This is a genomic window from Pseudomonas sp. TREG-RG-20F-10-E-6-01, from assembly GCF_022662455.1.
Lineage (GTDB): Bacteria > Pseudomonadota > Gammaproteobacteria > Pseudomonadales > Pseudomonadaceae > Aquipseudomonas.
This window is the reverse complement of the sequence record NZ_JAKNQP010000002.1, coordinates 272,275-291,161: the sequence shown is the minus strand read 5'-3', so window position 1 is coordinate 291,161 and position 18,887 is coordinate 272,275. Positions and strand designations below refer to the sequence as shown.

Annotated in this window: 18 protein-coding genes; 6 read left to right on the top strand and 12 right to left on the bottom strand. The window is 62.2% G+C overall.

What is annotated here, in order from left to right:
* Nucleotides 1–91 precede the first annotated feature (91 nt).
* A complete protein-coding gene (gene yegS, locus L8K08_RS07710) occupies nt 92–1,012 on the top strand; it encodes a lipid kinase YegS (RefSeq protein ID WP_106576480.1) in 921 nt (306 codons plus the stop codon).
* On the opposite strand, the gene L8K08_RS07705 is transcribed toward yegS, so the two are convergent.
* From L8K08_RS07705 to L8K08_RS07695, 3 genes are all read right to left on the bottom strand, one after another.
* On the bottom strand, nt 971–1,630 hold the full coding sequence (locus L8K08_RS07705) for a response regulator transcription factor (RefSeq protein ID WP_242195599.1): 660 nt from the start codon (nt 1,628–1,630) through the stop codon (nt 971–973). The two genes, yegS and L8K08_RS07705, sit on opposite strands and share 42 nt — an antisense overlap.
* Nucleotides 1,627–2,520: a sensor histidine kinase gene (locus L8K08_RS07700; protein ID WP_242195596.1), complete on the bottom strand. Its 894-nt coding sequence runs from the start codon at nt 2,518–2,520 to the stop codon at nt 1,627–1,629. The genes L8K08_RS07705 and L8K08_RS07700 overlap by 4 nt, the downstream gene beginning before the upstream one ends.
* Before the next feature lie 351 nt (nt 2,521–2,871).
* Nucleotides 2,872–3,321, bottom strand: coding sequence for a hypothetical protein (locus tag L8K08_RS07695; protein WP_178119654.1), 450 nt, complete (start codon nt 3,319–3,321; stop codon nt 2,872–2,874).
* A 606-nt stretch (nt 3,322–3,927) separates the two neighbouring features.
* Between L8K08_RS07695 and L8K08_RS07690 the strand changes: the two genes are divergently transcribed.
* Together L8K08_RS07690 and L8K08_RS07685 are read left to right on the top strand one after the other, a co-directional pair.
* Nucleotides 3,928–4,863, top strand: a complete 936-nt coding sequence (locus L8K08_RS07690; protein ID WP_056861075.1) for a chemotaxis protein CheV — start codon at nt 3,928–3,930, stop codon at nt 4,861–4,863.
* A gap of 316 nt (nt 4,864–5,179) precedes the next feature.
* A complete protein-coding gene (locus L8K08_RS07685; RefSeq protein ID WP_242195593.1) occupies nt 5,180–5,986 on the top strand; it encodes an MOSC domain-containing protein in 807 nt (268 codons plus the stop codon).
* Between the two features lie 64 nt (nt 5,987–6,050).
* On the opposite strand, the gene L8K08_RS07680 is transcribed toward L8K08_RS07685, so the two are convergent.
* From L8K08_RS07680 to L8K08_RS07645, 8 genes are all read right to left on the bottom strand, one after another.
* Nucleotides 6,051–6,332 carry a pyrimidine/purine nucleoside phosphorylase gene (locus L8K08_RS07680; protein WP_106576484.1) on the bottom strand — a complete coding sequence of 94 codons (282 nt, stop codon included), beginning with the start codon at nt 6,330–6,332 and terminating at the stop codon, nt 6,051–6,053.
* Between the two features lie 179 nt (nt 6,333–6,511).
* The gene (locus L8K08_RS07675) at nt 6,512–7,054 is read right to left on the bottom strand and encodes an exonuclease domain-containing protein (RefSeq protein WP_119742324.1); all 543 of its coding nucleotides are present in this window, start codon (nt 7,052–7,054) and stop codon (nt 6,512–6,514) included.
* A 66-nt stretch (nt 7,055–7,120) separates the two neighbouring features.
* Nucleotides 7,121–9,049 carry an acetyl/propionyl/methylcrotonyl-CoA carboxylase subunit alpha gene (locus L8K08_RS07670; protein ID WP_242195590.1) on the bottom strand — a complete coding sequence of 643 codons (1,929 nt, stop codon included), beginning with the start codon at nt 9,047–9,049 and terminating at the stop codon, nt 7,121–7,123.
* A gap of 108 nt (nt 9,050–9,157) precedes the next feature.
* Nucleotides 9,158–9,925, bottom strand: a complete 768-nt coding sequence (locus L8K08_RS07665; RefSeq protein ID WP_145158839.1) for an enoyl-CoA hydratase-related protein — start codon at nt 9,923–9,925, stop codon at nt 9,158–9,160.
* Nucleotides 9,922–11,079: a citronellyl-CoA dehydrogenase gene (atuD, locus tag L8K08_RS07660; RefSeq protein WP_242195587.1), complete on the bottom strand. Its 1,158-nt coding sequence runs from the start codon at nt 11,077–11,079 to the stop codon at nt 9,922–9,924. Before atuD ends, L8K08_RS07665 begins: the two co-directional genes overlap by 4 nt.
* A gap of 15 nt (nt 11,080–11,094) precedes the next feature.
* Nucleotides 11,095–12,711, bottom strand: a complete 1,617-nt coding sequence (gene atuC, locus L8K08_RS07655; protein WP_242195584.1) for an acyl-CoA carboxylase subunit beta — start codon at nt 12,709–12,711, stop codon at nt 11,095–11,097.
* A gap of 3 nt (nt 12,712–12,714) precedes the next feature.
* Nucleotides 12,715–13,587 (bottom strand): SDR family oxidoreductase, encoded by an 873-nt coding sequence (locus L8K08_RS07650; RefSeq protein ID WP_242195581.1) that lies wholly within the window; start codon nt 13,585–13,587, stop codon nt 12,715–12,717.
* Between the two features lie 13 nt (nt 13,588–13,600).
* On the bottom strand, nt 13,601–15,379 hold the full coding sequence (locus L8K08_RS07645) for an acyclic terpene utilization AtuA family protein (protein WP_242195580.1): 1,779 nt from the start codon (nt 15,377–15,379) through the stop codon (nt 13,601–13,603).
* Nucleotides 15,380–15,532: 153 nt separating this feature from the next.
* On the opposite strand from L8K08_RS07645, the gene L8K08_RS07640 reads away from it, so the two are divergent.
* Both L8K08_RS07640 and L8K08_RS07635 read left to right on the top strand, forming a co-directional pair.
* Nucleotides 15,533–16,156, top strand: a complete 624-nt coding sequence (locus L8K08_RS07640) for a TetR/AcrR family transcriptional regulator (RefSeq protein WP_242195577.1) — start codon at nt 15,533–15,535, stop codon at nt 16,154–16,156.
* A 93-nt stretch (nt 16,157–16,249) separates the two neighbouring features.
* Nucleotides 16,250–17,038: a transporter substrate-binding domain-containing protein gene (locus L8K08_RS07635; protein WP_242195574.1), complete on the top strand. Its 789-nt coding sequence runs from the start codon at nt 16,250–16,252 to the stop codon at nt 17,036–17,038.
* Between the two features lie 188 nt (nt 17,039–17,226).
* Here the strand turns inward: L8K08_RS07635 and L8K08_RS07630 are convergent, their stop codons facing one another.
* Entirely contained in the window at nt 17,227–17,778 is a 552-nt protein-coding gene (locus L8K08_RS07630; RefSeq protein ID WP_145158825.1) for an RNA polymerase factor sigma-70, read from the bottom strand.
* Between the two features lie 337 nt (nt 17,779–18,115).
* Here L8K08_RS07630 and L8K08_RS07625 point away from each other — a divergent pair, with 337 nt between their 5' ends.
* On the top strand, nt 18,116–18,868 hold the full coding sequence (locus tag L8K08_RS07625; RefSeq protein WP_242195571.1) for a thioesterase domain-containing protein: 753 nt from the start codon (nt 18,116–18,118) through the stop codon (nt 18,866–18,868).
* Nucleotides 18,869–18,887: the final 19 nt, after the last annotated feature.

Below are 18,887 nucleotides of genomic sequence, written 5' to 3'. Positions count from 1 at the left end.
GCGACCAATAAATTTGCGTCCCCGATGGCTTTTTTCTCTCCGGCCAATGTCCACATCCTTCAAGCACCTTTGAACCCAGGAGAATCCCCGCATGACCACCCCCAAGGCACTGTTGATCCTGCACGGCAAGCAAGCCCTCAACGAGGATGTGCGCGCCGCCGTGCAGGCCCGTCGTGAGCAGGGCTGGGAGCTGGCGGTGCGGGTCACTTGGGAGGGCGGCGACGCCCAGCGCATCGTCAATGAGGCCCTGGCCGACGGCTATACCCACTTGATCGCCGGCGGCGGCGACGGCACTTTGCGTGATGTGGCCGAAGCCATGGCGCTGGCCAAGACCGACGCCAGCCTGGTGCTGATGCCGTTGGGCACCGCCAATGATTTTGCCCGCGCCGCCGGCGTTCCGCTGCAGCCTGCGCACGCGCTGGCGCTGCTGGACGTACCGCCCAGGGCCATCGACCTCGGCCAGGCCGGCGGGCAAATGTTCCTCAATATGGCCACCGGCGGGTTTGGCAGCCAGGTCACGGCCAATACCTCCGAAGACCTGAAAAAAGTCCTCGGCGGCGCGGCCTACTTGTTCACCGGGTTGACGCGTTTCAGTGAACTGAAGGCCGCCTATGGCGAGCTGGAAGGGCCGGGCTTCCATTGGAAGGGCGACCTGCTCGCGCTGGGGATCGGCAACGGTCGCCAGGCGGGCGGCGGCCATGTGCTTTGCCCTGGCGCGTTGGCCGACGACGGCTTGCTGGATATCAGCATTCTGCCGGCACCTCAGGAGGTGGTTGGCACGCTGATGACCCTGATGAGCGACGGCTGGGGCCTGGACAACATGTTTGTGCGCGCGCGCCTGCCGTGGGTCGAGATCAAGGTGGCCGAAGGGCTGTACATCAACCTGGACGGTGAACCGTTAAAAGGCGATGACCTGCGGTTCTCTGCACTGCCCAAGGCCTTGCGTGTGCACCTGCCGCTGAATTCGCCGCTAATCGTCCAGGCTGATGATCTGCTCGCGAACGGCGAATAGCACCAGGCCCGCCACGTCGAATATCTGCAGGCGCTTCATGATTTGCGAGCGATGCGCCTCCACGGTCTTGATGCTCAGGCCCAGGCCGTGGGCGATCTCCCGGGTGGATTTGCCGCGCACGATCAGGCGCAGGATTTCCAGCTGGCGCGCCGTGAGGTTGTGGCTGTGGGCGACGGGGGACGTCGGCCCCTGGCTGCGGATCAGCGCCTGATTGATCACGGTGTGGGCAATCGCCGGGCTCAGGTAGCGTTCGTTGTTGCGCAGGGCGAGCAGGGCGTGTTCCAGCTCGTTGGCGGTGGTGTCCTTGAGCAGGTAGCCATGGGCGCCGGACTCCAGCGCCCGCATGATCAGCTCCGGGTCGGTGTGCATCGACAGGATCAGCACTTTGCTTTTGGGGTAGGCCGCCTTGAGTTGCTGCAATGCGTCCAGGCCGCCGACGTGCTTCATCGACAGGTCCAGCAGCACGATATCCGGCTGCAGTGCGCTGAATTTTTCCAGTAACTGCGCACCATCATTGGCTTCACCGATCACGGTGTAGCCGGGAATATCCTGGATCAGCGCGCGTACGCCGGCCCGAATCAGTGCGTGGTCATCCACCAGAAGTAAATTGCAGGTCACTCGAGAACCTTAGGGGAACTGGCCCGTTCGAGGGCGCGCGGCGCCCAGGGGAAAAGTGCGTCGATCCGGGTCCCTTTGCCAGGCTGGCTGTTGACGGACAAAGTGCCCCCTAACTGATCTATCCGCTCGGACATGCCGGCCATGCCCCGTTGGCCTTCCAGGCCGGGGTTGATGGCAGGCGAGAAGCCCTGGCCGTCATCGCAGATCATCAGCGACAGGCCTTCGGGCAGGCGTTGCAGGCGCACCAGCAAGTTGTGCGCCTGGGCATGGCGAAGCATGTTGGTCACCGCTTCCTGGGTGATCCGAAAGGCCGCCACGGCCATCTCTTCGGGAATACCGGTCAGCCGTTGCTGGCATTCCAGGCTCCAGTGCACCGGGGTGTTTTCCAGGGTCTTGAGCAGGTGCGCGCGCAGGCTGGCTTCCAACCCCAGGCTGGCCAGCTGCCTGGGGTTAAGAATGGCCGAGACGTCGCGCACTTTGGCCAGGGTTTCATTCAAGGTGTTGCACAGCACCGTGCACTGGCTTTGCAGGTCTGGCGGCAAGCGGCGCTTGAGCCATTCGCTTTGCAGCTTGGCGGCAGTGAGCAACTGGCCGATATCGTCATGCAATTCGCGGCTGAGGCGATGCCGTTCGTTTTCCTGTACTTGCAGCAAGCGATCGGCCAATTCCTGCGGCTGGAATTTTATCGATTTGCGCGAGCGCCACTGTTGCACGCCCACCACCAGCAACGTGGCCAGGTTGAGCAAAGGGATCAATAACGGCAACGGCGCGGAACGGGCATAGGCCCACAGGCTGACCAGCAATGAGCAAAGGCACAGGGCGAGAACGATGCGGCGGGCATTGCTGCGGGACACGGATCTTGCGATGAGTGACTTTAAGCTGGCGTACATAGCGGATGGAGCCAATGAAGGTTCGCTGCGGGAAGACCGGTCACGGCGGCTGACGGGGCTTTGTTTGATATGCGGTGCCGAAACATCTTTTATACATCATGAAGTTGATTCACTTCGAGCGGGGCATAGTACCACCACTATTACCGTTGGTCGCCTGGCGACTCGCCTGAGGGGTTAACAACCACGCATAAATACTCAGGGCCCTAGTCTGCGCGTTAGAGGGTCCCGGAGTTGAAACAGCAGGCCGTAGTATTAATGAAGTGGGTGTGCAGAGTTATAGCGCTGATGGCTAATTGATATGTTGCTGTCGTTATTAGATAACTCACTGATTAAATACGACCTCTCACCCCTTCATGAGGTGTGATGTAAGCGTTGCTGCGGTTTATAACCGAAGTTTTTTTGCGGGATCTGCAAGGTGACTGTCGCAATCAATTTAGTTTGCTCGCTTTCATCCAGGGCCAGTTCGCCGGTGCGGGTGTCGATCAACTCCAGTTGCCAGGCCAGTAATGTCAGGCAGTCATGCAAGGCCTTCAGCGCCTGGTCATGCAGTTCCATGGGGCAGGCGGCATTGGCAATCAGGTTTTGAATATGCCGAGAGAATTCGCTGATCGCCTGCAGGGCCAGGCCTTCGGCCTTTTCAGCCAGCTTGCTCAAACTGATTTTCATGCAGTCGATGGCATCGCTGTCGTTGCGAATCAGGTGCAAGTGGTTCAAGCACTCTTGCGACTTGGCCAGGAGCATCTCGGCCTCAAGCAAGAATTCGGGAAGTGCAGTTTGCCATTCGTTTGCGTTATTCATCATGCATGTCTCCGCAACATAAGCTCGGGTGATGAGATGCCGCACCGGGTGAATGGCGTAAACCTACCGCTGAAATATGACTGAAATCTGTAGCCCGCTTCCGAAATTCGAGTAGGACCGTTATTAGAATGATCACGGTCGCCGTGAGTGGCCCTGGTCATTCGGGTCGCTTGCACAACTTTGGATGCCGCCACGGCAATCTCTGAAAGACCCGTGGGCCGAGGGCTTGGGATGGCAAACAAAAGCCTGACTCCATTCATGCAATGAGAATGGCGTCACATTAATGGCTATTAGATATCGCGAATATCAGGTTGGGCCTGATTGTGTATAGGGGATTCCCTTACGCAGCGGAACCTCACGTCGATTTGAAGGTCGCGCGACGTTGCTGCAGTGCCATTTGAAGAGGCCGTTGCAGTAAACCATGATGTCAGTGTGACATCAATGAATTTACGTGGCATTTTACCGGGGTCAAGCTCTGGCGATCGCCGCCGATAACGAGCATAGACGCAAGCATGCTCGCGAAGAATTCAAAGACGGCGCGTTGGTCGGCAGGGTCGCGATACCCGACCCGCTGAACCGGCCGCACACACACCACATCAGGAGCTTTTAATGGCCGGCATTCTCGACACGGTAGATCAACGCACGCAACTGGTGGGTGAGAATCGCCTGGAGATTCTCATGTTTCGCCTGGCCGGGCGGCAGCTGTTCGCGATCAACGTGTTCAAGGTGCAGGAAGTCCTGCAGTTGCCCAAGCTGACCCTGATGCCCCAGCGTCATCCGTTTGTGTGTGGCGTGGTCAACCTGCGCGGCCAGACCCTGCCGGTGATCGACCTGTCGCAGGCGATTGGCATGCGTCCGCTGGTGCCGGGGCCCAACAGCACGATTATCGTCACCGAGTACAACCGCTCGGTGCAGGCGTTCCTGGTGGGCGGTGTGGACCGCATCGTCAACATGAACTGGGAAGCCATCCTGCCGCCACCGGCCAGCGCCGGTCGCCAGCATTACCTCACCGCCATCAGCAAGGTCGATGACCAGTTGGTGGAAATCATCGACGTGGAAAAAGTCCTCGCCGAAATCGTGCCGTACAACGCCAAGGTCTCCCGCGAGAAACTCGAAGACCCGGTGCTGGAGCGCGCCCGTGGCCGCGAAGTGCTGCTGGTGGACGACTCCAATGTGGCCCTGTCGCAACTGCGCGACACCCTTGGCCAGCTTGGGGTGAAAATGCACATCGCCAGTGATGGCCTCAAGGCGCTGAACATGCTCAAGGGCTGGGCCGACAGCGGCCAGGTGATGACCGACAAACTGCTGATGATCTTTACCGACGCCGAGATGCCGGAGATGGACGGCTACCGCCTGACCACTGAAATCCGCAACGATCCGCGCCTGCGTGGGCTTTACGTGGTGCTGCACACCTCGCTGTCGGGCAGTTTCAACGACTCGATGGTGAAAAAAGTCGGTTGCGATAACTTCCTGTCCAAATTCCAGCCCGACAAGCTGGTGGATGTGGTGCGCCAACGCCTGATGCTGGATGAAGTGCCGGCCTGATTGTCTTTAAGGGGAAGCTGTAGTTGGGCGAGTTGGCTCTTTGTGGCGAGCGGGCTTGCCCTGCGTTGGGCTGCGCAGCGGCCCCGTAAGGACGCTGCGGTGTCTCAGTAGAACTGCGGTGTCTGGTTGTGGGGCTGCTTCGCAGCCCAACGCGGGGCAAGCCCGCTCGCCACAGTAAGCCCGCTCGCCATAATAATTCTGCTGCCACGCTGAGTCTGCGCGTTGCACCTGCTTGTTGGCTGTGGGGGCGTCGTCCTTTGATTCCGGGGGCTGCCTGCTATAGGGTGGCGCTTTGTCCCCTCAGGAACGCAGGCTCATGCTTCGTCTCAGCGCGTTGTACCGTTATCCCTTGAAGTCCGGCAAGGCCGAAGCCTTGCAGCAGGTCGGTCTGGATCAACTTGGGCTGGACGGGGATCGACGCTGGATGTTGGTGGACGCAGCCAGCGGGCGATTTCTGACGCAGCGGGCGGTGGCGAAGATGAGCCAGTTGTCGGCGTTGTGGAACAGCGCCGGTGGCTTGACCCTGAGCACGCCAGGCATGGCGCCGCTGGAGGTGGCCTTGCCCGGCGGCGACGCCGAACTGCGCGGGGTGACGATCTGGCGCGATACCCTGCGTGTGCCGGATGCCGGCGATGCGGCGGCGGCTTGGGTCAGTGACTTTATCGGCAAAGCCACGCGGCTGGTGCAGATGCCACTGGCCCGTGCACGCAGCACCGAGGCCGGTTTCGGCAAAGATAACGACCAAGTGGCGTTTGCCGACGGGTACCCGCTGTTGTTGATCGGTCAGGCGTCCGTGGACGACCTTTCCCGGCAGGTCGGCCGGCCTATGGAAATGCTGCGTTTTCGTCCCAATCTGGTGATCGAAGGCAGTCAAGCGTACACCGAAGACGGCTGGAAACGCCTGCGTATCGGCGACGTTGAGTTCCGAGTGGTCAAGCCCTGCGCACGTTGCATCCTCACCACGATCGACCCGGCGACCGGCGAACGCAGCGCCGATCGCGAACCCTTCGCCACGCTCGATGCCTATCGCAAGACGGAACACGGCGCCCTGTTCGGCCAGAACCTGGTCAACGATGACTTGGGCCGTCTGGAAGTGGGCATGCCGGTGACCGTCATCGAGTAACACGTTCGCGCATAAAAAATGCCCGTCTCCTGCGAGACGGGCATTTTTTTGACCGGTGCAACCCTTAGCCGCGGTATTCGCACAGGTAAGCAGTGTCTACCGCGACCTTCAGCTGGAACTTGCTGTTGGCCGGTACGTTGAACTGGCTGCCGGCAGCGAAGGTTTCCCAGTCGGCGTCGGGCAGTTTCACGGTCAGGGCGCCGGACACCACGTGCATGATTTCACGCTGGGCGGTGCCGAATTCGTATTCACCCGGTGCCATTACGCCGATGGTCGCCGGACCTTCTGCGGTGCCGAAAGCGATCGACTTGACGGTGCCGTCGAAGTATTCGTTGACTTTGAACATGGGTGAATCCTCGAAAAGTGGATTAAGGCTTGTTGCTCTGTATGGACGTGCGCTTGTCGGCGATGAGGCCCTTGGGCCTGGCTTCGCTCAGGCGCACGCCATCACCGGCACGCCGGCTCCTACAGAACAGCAGGATATTGGAAAAGGCCGGCCAGTATGCCCAAGCCTTTGCGCGCTGCCTAGACCGGCAAAATCAATGGCAGCAGGCGCGCGGTGTTGCGCGCATCTTCCAGCGCCCGGTGTTGCTGACCCTGAAACTGCATCCCCGCCAATTGCAGCGCGCCGTTGAGACCCAGCGGCTTATCCAGGCGCCGGGCCTTGGCAAAGCGCTGCTTGAGGTTCACATGCGGCGTTTGTGCGAGCGCGCTGGCCAGGCCATGGCGTTGCCATTCGAGTTCAAGCTGCTTGCGATCGTAGTCGCCCCAACTGGCCCAGCCTTCCAGGCGCGTGTGATGTTGGCCCAGCCAGCGTTCGAAGAGTGGCCACACGTCGGTCATCGGCGCAGCGGCGTCGATGTTGGCCTGGGTGATGTGGGTGAGCTGTCGGCAGAACGGCGTCAGCAACGGCCGACGCAGCGGCCGCACAAAGCGCTGGAAGTGATCCAGTTCACGGCCTTGGCGGTTTACCAGGCTCGCGCCGATCTCGATGACTTCCATCTCCGTCACGGGCCAGCCGCCTTCATCCGTTGTGGCTTCAAGGTCAATAATCAGCCAATGAGGCATCGCGCAGGTTCCCGTACTCGTCCCTTCCTGATGGGGATAGAGCGTAGCCGGGCCTTGTAGTTCCGCCTAGGGCTTTTCGATCTCCAGTAAAACCTGGCGGTTGCGCACCTGAGCGCCTGCAATCACCTGCACGCTTTTGATCACGCCGTCGATGCCGGCCGTCAGCGGATGCTCCATCTTCATCGCTTCGAGCACCAGCAGCAGCTGGCCCTGGCTGACACGCTGACCGGCGCTGACCCGAATATCGACAATGGCACCGTCCATCGGCGCCTTGACGGTGCCGCTGCCGGCATCGGCCTGGCGGCTGGCGACCTGCTGGGTACGGTTGATCACCCGCACGCCGGGCAGCCAGAGCTGGGTATCGTCGAGGTGATAGGCGACGCGGCGGCGCACGCCGTTGATCTCCAGCGTGGCCCGACGGCCGTCGGTACTGAGGTTGCGAATGTCGATGCCGTTGGCCTGCAGGTGATTGGCGTGCAAAACGCTCACGGCGACCTCGCGGGGTGCGTCGTTAATATCCAGCCGATAAGTCCAAGGCACGCTGGCGTTGTTGCGCCAGCCCGTTAAACCTGGGGGGTGGGTACCGGCGCTGTGTTGATAAAACAGCGCGGCGGCCAGGGCGATCTGTTCATCCGTGGCTGCCTGGCGGGGAATTTCGCTGAAGTGCGCGGCGATGAATCCGGTGCTGAAATCGCCGGCGATAAAGTCCGGGTGTTCAAGCAGATCGGCGAGCAATCGCTGGTTGGTCGTTACGCCCAGCAATACCGTGTCTTGGACTGCTCGCAGCAATTTGCGCCGGGCTTCTTCACGGGTGGCGCCGTGCGCGATGATCTTGCCGAGCATGGCGTCGTAGAACGGGCTGATGCGCTGGCCTTCGAGTACGCCGTGGTCGGTCCGCACGCCGACGGCAGGCTCCCAGCGCAGCACGTCACCGGTTTGCGGCACAAAGCCCTGGGCCGGGTCTTCGGCGTACAGGCGCACTTCCAGGGCGTGGCCGCTCAGGGTTACGTCGGCCTGTGTGAGTGGCAGCGGTTCACCGGCGGCGATTTGCAGTTGCCAGGCCACCAGGTCGAGGCCGGTGATCAGCTCGGTAACGGGGTGCTCCACTTGCAGGCGCGTGTTCATTTCCAGGAAATAGAATTGGCCGTCGCGGTCGAGCAGGAATTCCACGGTACCGGCGCCCACGTAATTGACCGCCCGCCCGGCCTTCAGGGCAGCTTCGCCCATGGCGTGGCGCAGCTGCGGAGTCATCACGGGGCAGGGGGCTTCCTCGATGACTTTCTGGTGGCGGCGCTGGATCGAGCAATCGCGTTCGCCCAGGTAGATGAGCTGGCCGTGGCTGTCGCCGAACAGTTGAATTTCGACATGGCGCGGGTCGATCAGCGCGCGCTCGAGGATCAGTTCGTCGCTGCCGAAGGCGTTCATCGCTTCCGAGCGGGCGGTGCGCAGTGCGTCGAGCAGTTGGCTGGCGTCGTGCACCAGGCGCATGCCGCGCCCGCCGCCGCCGGCGCTGGCCTTGATCATCAGGGGGTAGCCAATGCGCTTGGCTTGCTCTTGCAGGCTGGCGTCGTCTTGGCGGTTGCCTTGGTAACCGGGTATGCACGGCACGCCGGCCTCGAGCATGGCCAGTTTGGACAGGCGCTTGCTGCCCATCAGTTCGATGGCCTCAACGCTTGGGCCGATGAAGGTGATGTTCGCGTGTTGGCAGGCGCGGGCGAAGTCGGCGTTTTCGGAGAGAAAGCCATAGCCGGGGTGGATGGCGTCGGCGCCAGTGATGTTGGCTGCGTTGAGAATGGCGGCGATGTTGAGGTACGACTGCTGGACGGGCGCCGGGCCGATGTTGACGGCTTCGTCGGCCATCTGCACGTGCAGGGCCTGGGCGTCGGCATCGCTGTAGACCGCCACGGTGCGGTAGCCCAGGGCCTGGGCGGTGCGCTGGATGCGACAGGCAATTTCGCCGCGGTTGGCGATCAGGATTTTGCTGAATGGCGGCATTGGTTTATCCCTAGGTAATCGGGTGTTTGTTCTGGCCCCATCGCAGGCAAGCCAGCTCCCACCTTGAAAGGCGTTTCAACGGTGGGAGCTGGGTTGCCTGCGATGGCGTCATTTGCACCAACCTGGCTTACGCTTCTGCACAAAAGCCTGCGTCCCCTCTATTCCTTCCACGCCCGTCACCGCCTCGGCAAACCACTGCGCCCCGCGATCCAGCACCGCCTCAAGCGGCTCGTCGGCACTGGCCAGCAACAGCGCTTTAGTCCGCGCATTCGCGCCCGGCGCACACTGCAGCACGTGTCCCAACACTTCATCCAGGCGCTGCGCCAATGCCTGCGCATCGCTCTCGGCAAAATGCACCACGCCCAAGCGCTGCGCCTCAAGCCCATCAAACCGCGCCGCGGTCAGCGCCAGCCGGCGCGCCTGGGTCAGGCCAATCCGCTTGACCACAAACGGCGCAATCTGCGCTGGCAACAAGCCTAAGCTGGTTTCCGGCAAGCCGAATCGCGCCTGGTGATCGGCGATCGCAATGTCACTCACACACGCCAGCCCAAACCCGCCCCCCAGCACGGCGCCTTGCAGCACCACGATCACCACTTGCGGCACCGCCTCAACTTCTTGCAGCAAGGTGCCAAACGCGCGGTTCAGCGCCTGCAACTGCGCCGTGCCGCCGGCGGTGACCATGTCTTTCACATCCGCCCCCGCGCAGAAATGCCCGCCCGCGCCGCTGATCACCAGCGCGCGCACCTGGCTGTCGAGCTGCGCCAACACCGCCCGCAGTTCGTTGACCATCTCCAGGCTCATGGCATTGCGATGCGCCGGGCGATTGAGGGTGATGTGCAGCACGCCGTTATGCGGTTCGAGCAGCAGGGTATTCATGATTTTTTCCCAGGCAGGGTGCCCATCAGTTTGCAGATGATGCCCAGCATGATTTCGTCAGCGCCGCCGCCAATCGACACCAGCCGCACGTCGCGGTAGGCGCGGGCCACCGGGTTGTCCCACATAAAACCCATGCCGCCCCAGTATTGCAGGCAGCTGTCGCTGACCTCGCGGCCCAGGCGCCCGGCCTTGAGCTTGGCCATGGACGCCAGGCGGGTCACTTCCTGGCCTTTGATGTACTGCTCGGTGGCCTGGTAGACCAGCGCGCGCAGGCATTCGATTTCAGTGGCCAGTTCGGCCAGGCGAAAGTGAATGACCTGGTTGTCGATCAGCGCTTTGCCGAAGGTCTGGCGTTCTTTGCAGTACTCAATGGTGCTGTCGATGCAGTATTCCAGGCCCTTGATCATGTTGGCCGCGCCAAACAGGCGTTCTTCCTGGAACTGCAGCATTTGCATCATGAAGCCCGCCCCTTCGTGGCCGATGCGATTGCGCTGCGGCACGCGCACACCGTCGAAGAACACCTGGGCAGTCTCGGAGCTGTGCATGCCGAGTTTTTCCAGCGGTGGGCTGACGCTGATGCCCGGCGTGTTCATCGGCACCATGATCAGCGACTTGTTGATGTGCGGCTTGTCGTCGGAGGTGTTGGCCAGCAGGCAAATGAAGTCGGCGCTGGGCGAGTTGGTGATCCACATTTTGCTGCCGTTGATCACGTAGTCGTCGCCGTCTTTGCGTGCATGGGTTTTCAGCCCGGCGACATCGGAACCGGCGCCGGTTTCCGAGACGCCGATGCAGCCGACCTGCTCGCCGCTGATGGCCGGGCGCAGGAACTCGTCGCGCAGTTCATCGCTGCCAAAGCGGGCGAGGGCGGGGGTGCACATGTCGGTCTGCACGCCGATGGACATCGGGATGCCGCCGCAGCGGATGGTGCCGAACTCTTCCGCCGCAACAATGGAGTAACTGTAATCCAGGCCCATGCCGCCGAATGACTCCGGCTTGGAAATGCCCAGCAGGCCGAGGTCACCGGCCTTGCGAAAGATCTCGTGAATGGGGAAGCGCCCGGCTTTTTCCCATTCGTCCACATGCGGGTTGATCTCGTGATCGACGAAGGCGCGCACGGTGCGGCGCAGTTCCTGATGTTCCTGGGTAAAAATCATTGTTGTTGTTCTCCTTTAGAAACGCGCCACACCGAAACTGTTGGGCTGCAACTGCCGCCTCTGGGCCTCATGGCAAATATCCAGCAGGTAACCCAGCAGCGTGCGGGTATCGCGTGGGTCGATCAGCCCGTCGTCCCACAGATTCGCGCTGCCATAGAGCGCGGTGGACTGGCTGTCGAGCTTCTGCGCGGTGACCTGTTCGAGCATGTCCAGCACCTTGGGGTCGGGCACCAAACCCTCCTTCAATTGCTTGGCCTCGGTGACGATGCGCAGCACTTTGCCCGCCTGCGCGCCGCCCATCACCGCCGTGCGGCTGTTGGGCCAGGCGAAGATAAAGCGCGGGTCCAGGCCGCGGCCGCACATGGCGTAGTTGCCGGCGCCGTAGGAGCCGCCGACCACCACCGTGAGTTTAGGCACCCGCGCATTGGCCACTGCCTGAATCATCTTCGCGCCGTGCTTGATCACGCCGTGTTGCTCTGACTCGGTGCCCACCATGAAACCGGTGGTGTTGTGCAGGAACAGCAGCGGCGTGCGGCTCTGGTCGCACAGCTGGATAAATTGCGCGGCCTTGCTCGCGCCTTTGGGCGTGATCGGGCCGTTATTGCCGATCACGCCGACGGCGCGGCCCTGGATGTGCAAATGGCCGCAGACGGTGTGGGCGTCGAACTCGCCCTTGAATTCGAGGAAGTTGGAACCGTCGGCCAGGCGCGCGAGGATTTCGCGCACGTCGTAGGGTTTTTTCGGGTCGTCGGGGATCAGCCCCAGCAGCTCTTCGATGGGGTACAGCGGTTCTGTGTAACTGCGTGTTGGCGCACGCGGCAGGCGCTCATCCCAAGGCAACAGGCTGACGATTTCGCGCACGATGCGCACGCCGTCCGCGTCGTTTTCGGCCAGGTATTCGGCGGTGCCGGCGGTTTGCGCGTGCATCTGGGCGCCGCCGAGTTCCTCATCGGTGGCCACTTCGCCGGTGGCGGCCTTGAGCAGCGGCGGTCCGGCGAGAAACAGCTTGGCCTTGCCGCGCACCACCACCACGTAATCCGACAGCCCCGGCTGATATGCACCGCCGGCCGTGGCCGAGCCGTGCACCACGGTGATTTGCGGCAGGCCCATGGCCGACATGCGCGCCTGGTTGGCAAAGCTGCGGGCGCCCTCGACGAAAATCTCGGCGGCGTAGTTGAGGTTGGCACCGCCGCTTTCGGCAAGCGTCACCACCGGCAGTTTGTTTTCCATGGCGATCTGTTGCAGGCGCAGGGATTTTTTCAGCCCCGTGGGGGAAATGGTGCCGCCCTTGATTGCGCTGTTGTTGGCCACCACCAACATGCGCACGCCACTGACGTAGCCGATGCCGGCGATCAAACCGCCGCCGGCCGCGCTGCCGTCTTTGTCGTCGTGAAGTTTGTAGCCGGCCAGGCTGGCCAGTTCCAGGAACGGTGCGCCGGGGTCCAGCAGCAGGTTGAGGCGCTCGCGGGGCAGCAGTTGGCCGCGCGTGTCGAACTTGGCTTTGGCTTCCTGCGCCTGGCTGAGCAGGGCGTGCTCCAGTTGGCGCAACTGCGCGATGGCGGCCAGCATCGCCTCGCGGTTTTGCGCGAACTGCGGGCTATGGGCGTCGATCAAGCTTTCAATCACCGGCATGGTTTAGTGCTCCGCCTTGAGCACATCGGGCAGGTAGGCGCGGTGGAAACCATTGAACGGCTCGCTCGGCGGTTGCGCCTTGGGCAGCGGCCAGGCGCGGCTGCCCAGGCTGGCGGCGCCGTCGATGCGCAAGGTGCTGCCGCTGATGAACGCGGCGGCGGGGCTGAGCAGGAACACGATGGCCGCGCTGACCTCCGATTCGGTGCCGATCCGCTTGAGCGGCACGTGCTCGCGCAGGGTCGGGATCACCGCCTTGAAGGCGCCTTCGTAGGTGTCCATGCCGCTGGAGGCAATCCAGCCCGGCGCCACGGCGTTGACGCGCACCCCGGCGTAGCCCCATTCGAACGCAGCGGTTTTGGTGAAGTTGTCCATGCCCGACCTGGCTGCGCCCGAGTGGCCCATGCCGGGCATGCCGCCCCACATGTCGGCGAGCATGTTGACGACGGCGCCGCCGTGCTTGCTCATGGATTGATTGAACACTTCCCGCGCCATCAGGAAACCGCCGACCAGGTTGGTGCGCAGCACGGTTTCAAAGCCCTTTTGATTGATCGAGGCCAGGGGCGACGGGTATTGGCCGCCAGCGTTGTTCACCAGCCCGTGAATCGGCCCGTGTGCGTGGATAATCTGCGTGACCAGCGCCTTCACCGCGTCTTCATCGCGAATATCGCAAGCCTGCCAATGGGCCGTGCCGCCGTCTTCGGCAATTTCCGCGGCCACCGTTTGCAGTTTTTCCGGTTTGCGCCCCACCAGAATCACTTGAGCGCCCAGGGCCGCGAGTTCATGCGCGGTGCAGCGGCCAATGCCACTGCCGCCACCGGTGACGATCACGGTTTGCCCGTGGAACAGGTCGGCTTTGAAGATTGAGTCGAAGGCCACGGCAACGCTCCTTTTATTTGAGTTGATCGGCGATGTGTTGCGGCACGGCGATGGGAATTTCCAGCAATTGCTGGGCGAAGGCTTTGCCCTGCGGGTCGATGCGCAGGCTGGCGATACCGCCGCCGCCCAAGGCGTTTTCCAGCAGGAAATTCAGGCTGTGGCTGCCGGGCAAGTACCAGCGTTCGACGCGGCCGTGGAAGGGGTCGAGCACGTGGCTCATCCAGTCGACGATCACTTGCGGGGTCAGCACTTCGGCGATCCACGGCAAGTAGTCGGGATGGCGGGCGATCACGCCGATATTGCTGTGGTTGCCCTTGTCGCCGGAGCGCGCGACGGCCAGTTTCACCAGCGGCACGCTGGCGTCGGCGCGGCCCTGGGGCTTGGGCGGGTCGATCGGCTCAGCCGGGGTGACCAGTGGCGCAGAGGCGGGCAGTTCAATGGCGTGGCGCTGGCCTTGGAAGTCGATCACCAGCTCGCAGGATGATTTATCGATCAGGAACGAAAACAGCCGAATCAATGGGTACACCGTCGGCCGCCCACCAACAATTCCGGTTAACCCCGGCGCCATGCCGGTGGCTGCCTGGGCGATCTCGCGGGCGAACAGCACCAGCGCCTGTTTGCTCGGGTGCCGCACTGCCAGCTTGACCACCACTTCGCGGCAATCCTGACGCTGGGCGTGCGCGCCGTAGGTGGCTTCGCTGCCGAGCAGTTCGATGTTGACCTCGGTGTAAGGCGCCCAGCCGCGCTGGCTGAACAGTTCCGAAGTCTTGTTGATGAGCGCCTGGCTGACACGCTCGGCCTTGGCCACCGCGTCGATCCCGGCGATCAGGCAGCTGGCGGTGCAACGAAAACCGTCCGGGTAGGTGGCGCTGACTTTGTACTGATCGGTGGGCGGCAAACCTTTGGCGCCGTGCAGGCGCACTTGGTTTTTGCCTTGCTGCTGCAGTTTGACCTGGCTGAAATCGCAGATCACATCGGGCAGCAGGTAGGCGCGCGGGTCGCCGATTTCATACAGCAACTGTTCGGCCACGCTGAGTTCGCTGATCAGCCCGCCCGTGCCGTCGACTTTATTGACGGTGAACTGGCCGTCGGCGCTGACCTCGACGATGGGAAAACCAATGTGCTCGTAGTCCGGCACGTCACGCCAATCGGTGAAGTTGCCGCCCGTGCATTGCGCGCCGCATTCGATGATGTGCCCGGCGAGGGCAGCTTGGGCGAGGCGGTCATAGTCCTGCCATGACCAGTTGAATTCGTGCACCAATGCGGCGCTGACCACGGCGCTGTCGACCACGCGGCCGGTGATCACGATGTCGGCGCCCAGCGCAAGTGCCTGGGCAATGCCCGGCGCGCCGAGGTAGGCGTTGGCCGACACGCACATCGGCGGCAGCGGCGCGCCGTTGAACATATCGCTGACGCCGTGCAGGTGCTTGAGCTGCGGTTGCAGGTCATCGCCCAGCAGCACGGCGATTTTCAGCGGGATTTGCGCCTTGTCGCAGGCCGCTTGCAGGGCGGCGGCGCACGCTTGCGGGTTGATCCCGCCGGCATTGCTGATCACGCGGATGCCCTGGCGCTGGATGTCGCCCAGCAGCGGCGTGAGCACTTCGACGAAATCCGTGGCGTAGCCGGCCTGAGGGTCTTTCATCCGTGCGCCGGCAAGGATCGACAGGGTGACTTCCGCCAAATAGTCGAACACCAGGTAATCCAGCGCGCCGCCGTGTACCAGCTGGGCGGCGGCGGTGCAGGTGTCACCCCAGAAGGCGCTGGCGCAGCCGATACGTACCGTCTTGCTCATGAGAAATCCGTCCTCGAATGGCTGGCGTCGAGACTACCAAGCAAGCGCTTGGTTTGTAAACTCTGTACACAAGTTTTGCCCAAGCGCTTGCTTGGGTGGCGGCCACGGCCTAAATTGCCGCCCACGACGTCAGCACACGTGAAGGAGAGAGGCATGGATGAGCAAAAAGCCCTGAGGGTGATGCGCACCATGGTCGATGCCGGCCAATTGACCGACCCCGACAGTGCCCGGGGCAAATTGCTGCAAACTGCAGCTCACCTGTTTCGCAACAAAGGCTTTGAGCGCACCACCGTGCGTGACCTGGCCAGCGCGGTGGGCATTCAGTCCGGCAGCATCTTTCATCACTTCAAGAGCAAGGACGAGATCCTGCGTGCGGTGATGGAGGAAACCATCCACTACAACACCGCGATGATGCGCGCCTCACTTGAGGAAGCGAACAGCGTGCGTGAACGCGTGTTGGCGCTGATTCGCTGTGAGTTGCAGTCGATCATGGGCGGCAGCGGCGAGGCCATGGCGGTGCTGGTCTACGAATGGCGTTCGCTGTCGGCCGATGGCCAGGCTCAGGTGCTGGCGCTGCGGGATGTGTACGAAGACATCTGGTTGCAGGTGCTGGGCGAGGCCAAGGCCGCCGGATACATCAGGGGCGATGTATTTATCACCCGGCGTTTCCTCACCGGCGCGTTGTCCTGGACCACCACGTGGTTCCGCGCCCAAGGCAGCCTGACCCTGGAGCAATTGGCCGACGAAGCCCTACTGATGGTGCTGAAGGCCGATTGAGGCGCAAGCCATTAATTTGCCGATGGAAAGTTGTCTCACCTGACAAAAACGCCTAGCTTATCGCCATCAGAGTATTAAACGGTGTGTGCCTCAATGTTTTCGCCATGGCGGCTGGCTGCAGGACTAACTTTATGGGCACTGGGCACAGCGGGGTGGATGCCGGCTTCGGCTGCGCAATTGGTGAGGATCGGCGCCGCGCATTTTCCGCCCTACACCGTACGCCCCGAGCAAGGCGCCGACACCGGTTTACTGCCGCAACTGGTCGAGGCGCTGAACGCCTCGCAAACCGACTACCAGTTTGTACTGGTGCCGACGTCGATCCCACGGCGTTTTCGCGATTTCGAGCAAGGCCGGGTCGACATGGCGATCTTCGAAAACCCCGACTGGGGCTGGCAGAACATTGACCACACTGCCGTGGACATGGGGCTTGAGGACGCGGAAATTTTCGTCGCCCAGCGTGAGCCCGGTCGCGATCAGCGTTATTTCGCCGACCTCAACGGCAAGCGTCTGGCCGTGTTCAGCGGTTATCACTACGCCTTTGCCAACTTCAACCCCGACCCCAAGTACATGACCGAGCATTTCAACGCCACGTTGACCTATTCCCATGACAGCAACTTGCTGATGGTGGCGCGCGGGCGTGCGGACATTGCGCTGGTCACGCGTTCGTACTTGAGTGATTTCATGGTGCGCAACGCGGACATGGCCGGGCAGTTCCTGGTCTCGGAGCGGATTGACCAGGTGTACCACCACTACGCGTTGCTGCGGCCACAGGCACCGATTACCGGAGCGGCGTTTGCCGAGATGCTCAAGCGCCTGCGCGATAACGGGCAGCTGTTGAAGATCTTCGAGCCGTATCGCATTGATGTGACAGCGGTGCACTGACCGCGGATCAGGCCTGTTGTGGCGAGCAGGCTTGCCCTGCGTTGGGCTGCGAAGCGGCCCCAATAAAGCCACCGCATGTTTTCAGTCAGACCGCAGTGTCTGTTTTCAGGGCTGCTGCGCAGCCCGACGCGGGGCAAGCCCGCTCGCCACAGCAACCCTGCCCACCACAACAAGCCCTTTCCCCACACTCAGACTCGCCGTGCAAACGTATCGCTGTGGCTGCCCGACACTTTGCGGCAATGCACCAGCGCATCACGAATCATGAAGTTCACCAGGGTCGGCGAGACGCCGAGTTCCTTGGCGATGTCCTTTTGCGGCACGCCGTGCAGGCGATACATCTCGAACGCGTAACGGGTGCGTTGGGGCAATTGCGTCAGGGCGTCGGCGATGTTTTCCAGGGTGTTGAAGTTGATGTGCGAGGTTTCCGGTGAAGCGCCGTGAATGACCACATTCAAGCCTTCCTCTTCGGTTCCGGAGTATTTGAGTTCCAGTGCCTGCTTGCGATAGTGATCGATCGCCAGGTTGCGCACGATCTGGAACAGATAACTCAGTTGGGCCTTGAACGATGAGGTGATCGTCGGCGCCGATTGCAGTCGGAAGTAGGCGTCCTGCACCACGTCTTCGGCGCGCGAGCGGCAGCCGGTAATGCGTGCCGCGATCTTCACCAGAATCAAACGATTGTCGACGAATGCCTGGAGAAGCGGTGAGTCGCACCTGCCTGTGAATACTTGTTCCGTCATGGAAATCACCTTGTCGCAAAAGAGGTTAGGGGAGGGCGTCCGTGCTGAGGCCTCCTACACATCGGGCAACAAATTATGCTTAATGATAATGATTGTCAAATGAGAAGACGAACTAATCTTATGCCTTCCTGAAAGGTGTGAACCAGGTCTCGCGCTTGCCCGCAGACTAATTATTTGCCGGCACCGTCCGTTCTCATGGGTGACAGGTCCGTTAACAAACGGCCAAGGATCAGCGCCCGCAGGAGGACGACATGGGTTTGTACGGTGCATACAGCGTGTTTCAGTTTGGAGCCTTTAGCCTATCGGGCGCCCTCAGCCTGATGAGAGCGCTCAGCCGATGAGTGCCGCCACGCGACTGCGCCTGTTTTGCCTGCCCTATTCGGGGGCCAGCGCCATGGTCTATGCGCGTTGGCGTCGGGCTCTGCCGGATTGGTTGCAAGTGTGCCCACTGGAATTGCCGGGGCGCGGCATGCGCATGGATGAGCCGTTGCAGCGCGACATCAAGGCCTTGGCAGCGCAGCTGGCGGATGAAATCAGCCGCGACCTGAACGGCCCGTATGCCCTGTTCGGCCACAGCCTCGGCGGCCTGCTCGCCTTCGAATTGGCCCACGCCCTGCGCGAGCGCGGTGCGCCTGAGCCGCTGGCGTTGTTTGCCTCTGGCACCGCCGGCCCGGCGCGTCGTGATGTGAGCGACTACGCCATTGAAAAGACTGACCAACAACTGATCGCCCGCCTGCGCGAATTGCAGGGCACCGCCGAAGAGGCCCTGGCCAACCCCGAATTGATGCAGTTGATGCTGCCGATCCTGCGCGCCGACTTCCTGCTCTGCGGCAGCTTCACCTACGGCCAGCGCGAACCGCTGGGCATGCCGATCCACGTGTTTGGCGGCAAGCAAGACAGCGTGCGCGCCGACCAGTTGCTTGACTGGCAGGCCGACGCCGCCAGCGGCTTTTCCCTGGACATGTTCGACGGCCACCACTTCTTTCTCGTGCAGCACGAAAGCGCCGTGCTGCGTTGCCTGCGGCGCTACGCCGACGAGCACCTCGCACGCTGGCGCAGTGACGCGGCGCGGCAGCTGGCCGCCGTCTGAACGCTCTCTATTTCTCGAT

What these genes read in the sequence shown, in the direction of transcription:
- yegS (WP_106576480.1), top strand. Translation starts at nt 92, where the DNA reads ATGACCACCCCCAAGGCACTGTTGATCCTGCACGGCAAGCAAGCCCTC.
- L8K08_RS07700 (WP_242195596.1), bottom strand. Translation starts at nt 2,520, where the DNA reads ATGTACGCCAGCTTAAAGTCACTCATCGCAAGATCCGTGTCCCGCAGC.
- L8K08_RS07695 (WP_178119654.1), bottom strand. Translation starts at nt 3,321, where the DNA reads ATGATGAATAACGCAAACGAATGGCAAACTGCACTTCCCGAATTCTTG.
- L8K08_RS07690 (WP_056861075.1), top strand. Translation starts at nt 3,928, where the DNA reads ATGGCCGGCATTCTCGACACGGTAGATCAACGCACGCAACTGGTGGGT.
- L8K08_RS07685 (WP_242195593.1), top strand. Translation starts at nt 5,180, where the DNA reads ATGCTTCGTCTCAGCGCGTTGTACCGTTATCCCTTGAAGTCCGGCAAG.
- L8K08_RS07680 (WP_106576484.1), bottom strand. Translation starts at nt 6,332, where the DNA reads ATGTTCAAAGTCAACGAATACTTCGACGGCACCGTCAAGTCGATCGCT.
- L8K08_RS07675 (WP_119742324.1), bottom strand. Translation starts at nt 7,054, where the DNA reads ATGCCTCATTGGCTGATTATTGACCTTGAAGCCACAACGGATGAAGGC.
- L8K08_RS07670 (WP_242195590.1), bottom strand. Translation starts at nt 9,049, where the DNA reads ATGCCGCCATTCAGCAAAATCCTGATCGCCAACCGCGGCGAAATTGCC.
- L8K08_RS07665 (WP_145158839.1), bottom strand. Translation starts at nt 9,925, where the DNA reads ATGAATACCCTGCTGCTCGAACCGCATAACGGCGTGCTGCACATCACC.
- atuD (WP_242195587.1), bottom strand. Translation starts at nt 11,079, where the DNA reads ATGATTTTTACCCAGGAACATCAGGAACTGCGCCGCACCGTGCGCGCC.
- atuC (WP_242195584.1), bottom strand. Translation starts at nt 12,711, where the DNA reads ATGCCGGTGATTGAAAGCTTGATCGACGCCCATAGCCCGCAGTTCGCG.
- L8K08_RS07645 (WP_242195580.1), bottom strand. Translation starts at nt 15,379, where the DNA reads ATGAGCAAGACGGTACGTATCGGCTGCGCCAGCGCCTTCTGGGGTGAC.
- L8K08_RS07640 (WP_242195577.1), top strand. Translation starts at nt 15,533, where the DNA reads ATGGATGAGCAAAAAGCCCTGAGGGTGATGCGCACCATGGTCGATGCC.
- L8K08_RS07635 (WP_242195574.1), top strand. Translation starts at nt 16,250, where the DNA reads ATGTTTTCGCCATGGCGGCTGGCTGCAGGACTAACTTTATGGGCACTG.
- L8K08_RS07630 (WP_145158825.1), bottom strand. Translation starts at nt 17,778, where the DNA reads ATGACGGAACAAGTATTCACAGGCAGGTGCGACTCACCGCTTCTCCAG.
- L8K08_RS07625 (WP_242195571.1), top strand. Translation starts at nt 18,116, where the DNA reads ATGAGTGCCGCCACGCGACTGCGCCTGTTTTGCCTGCCCTATTCGGGG.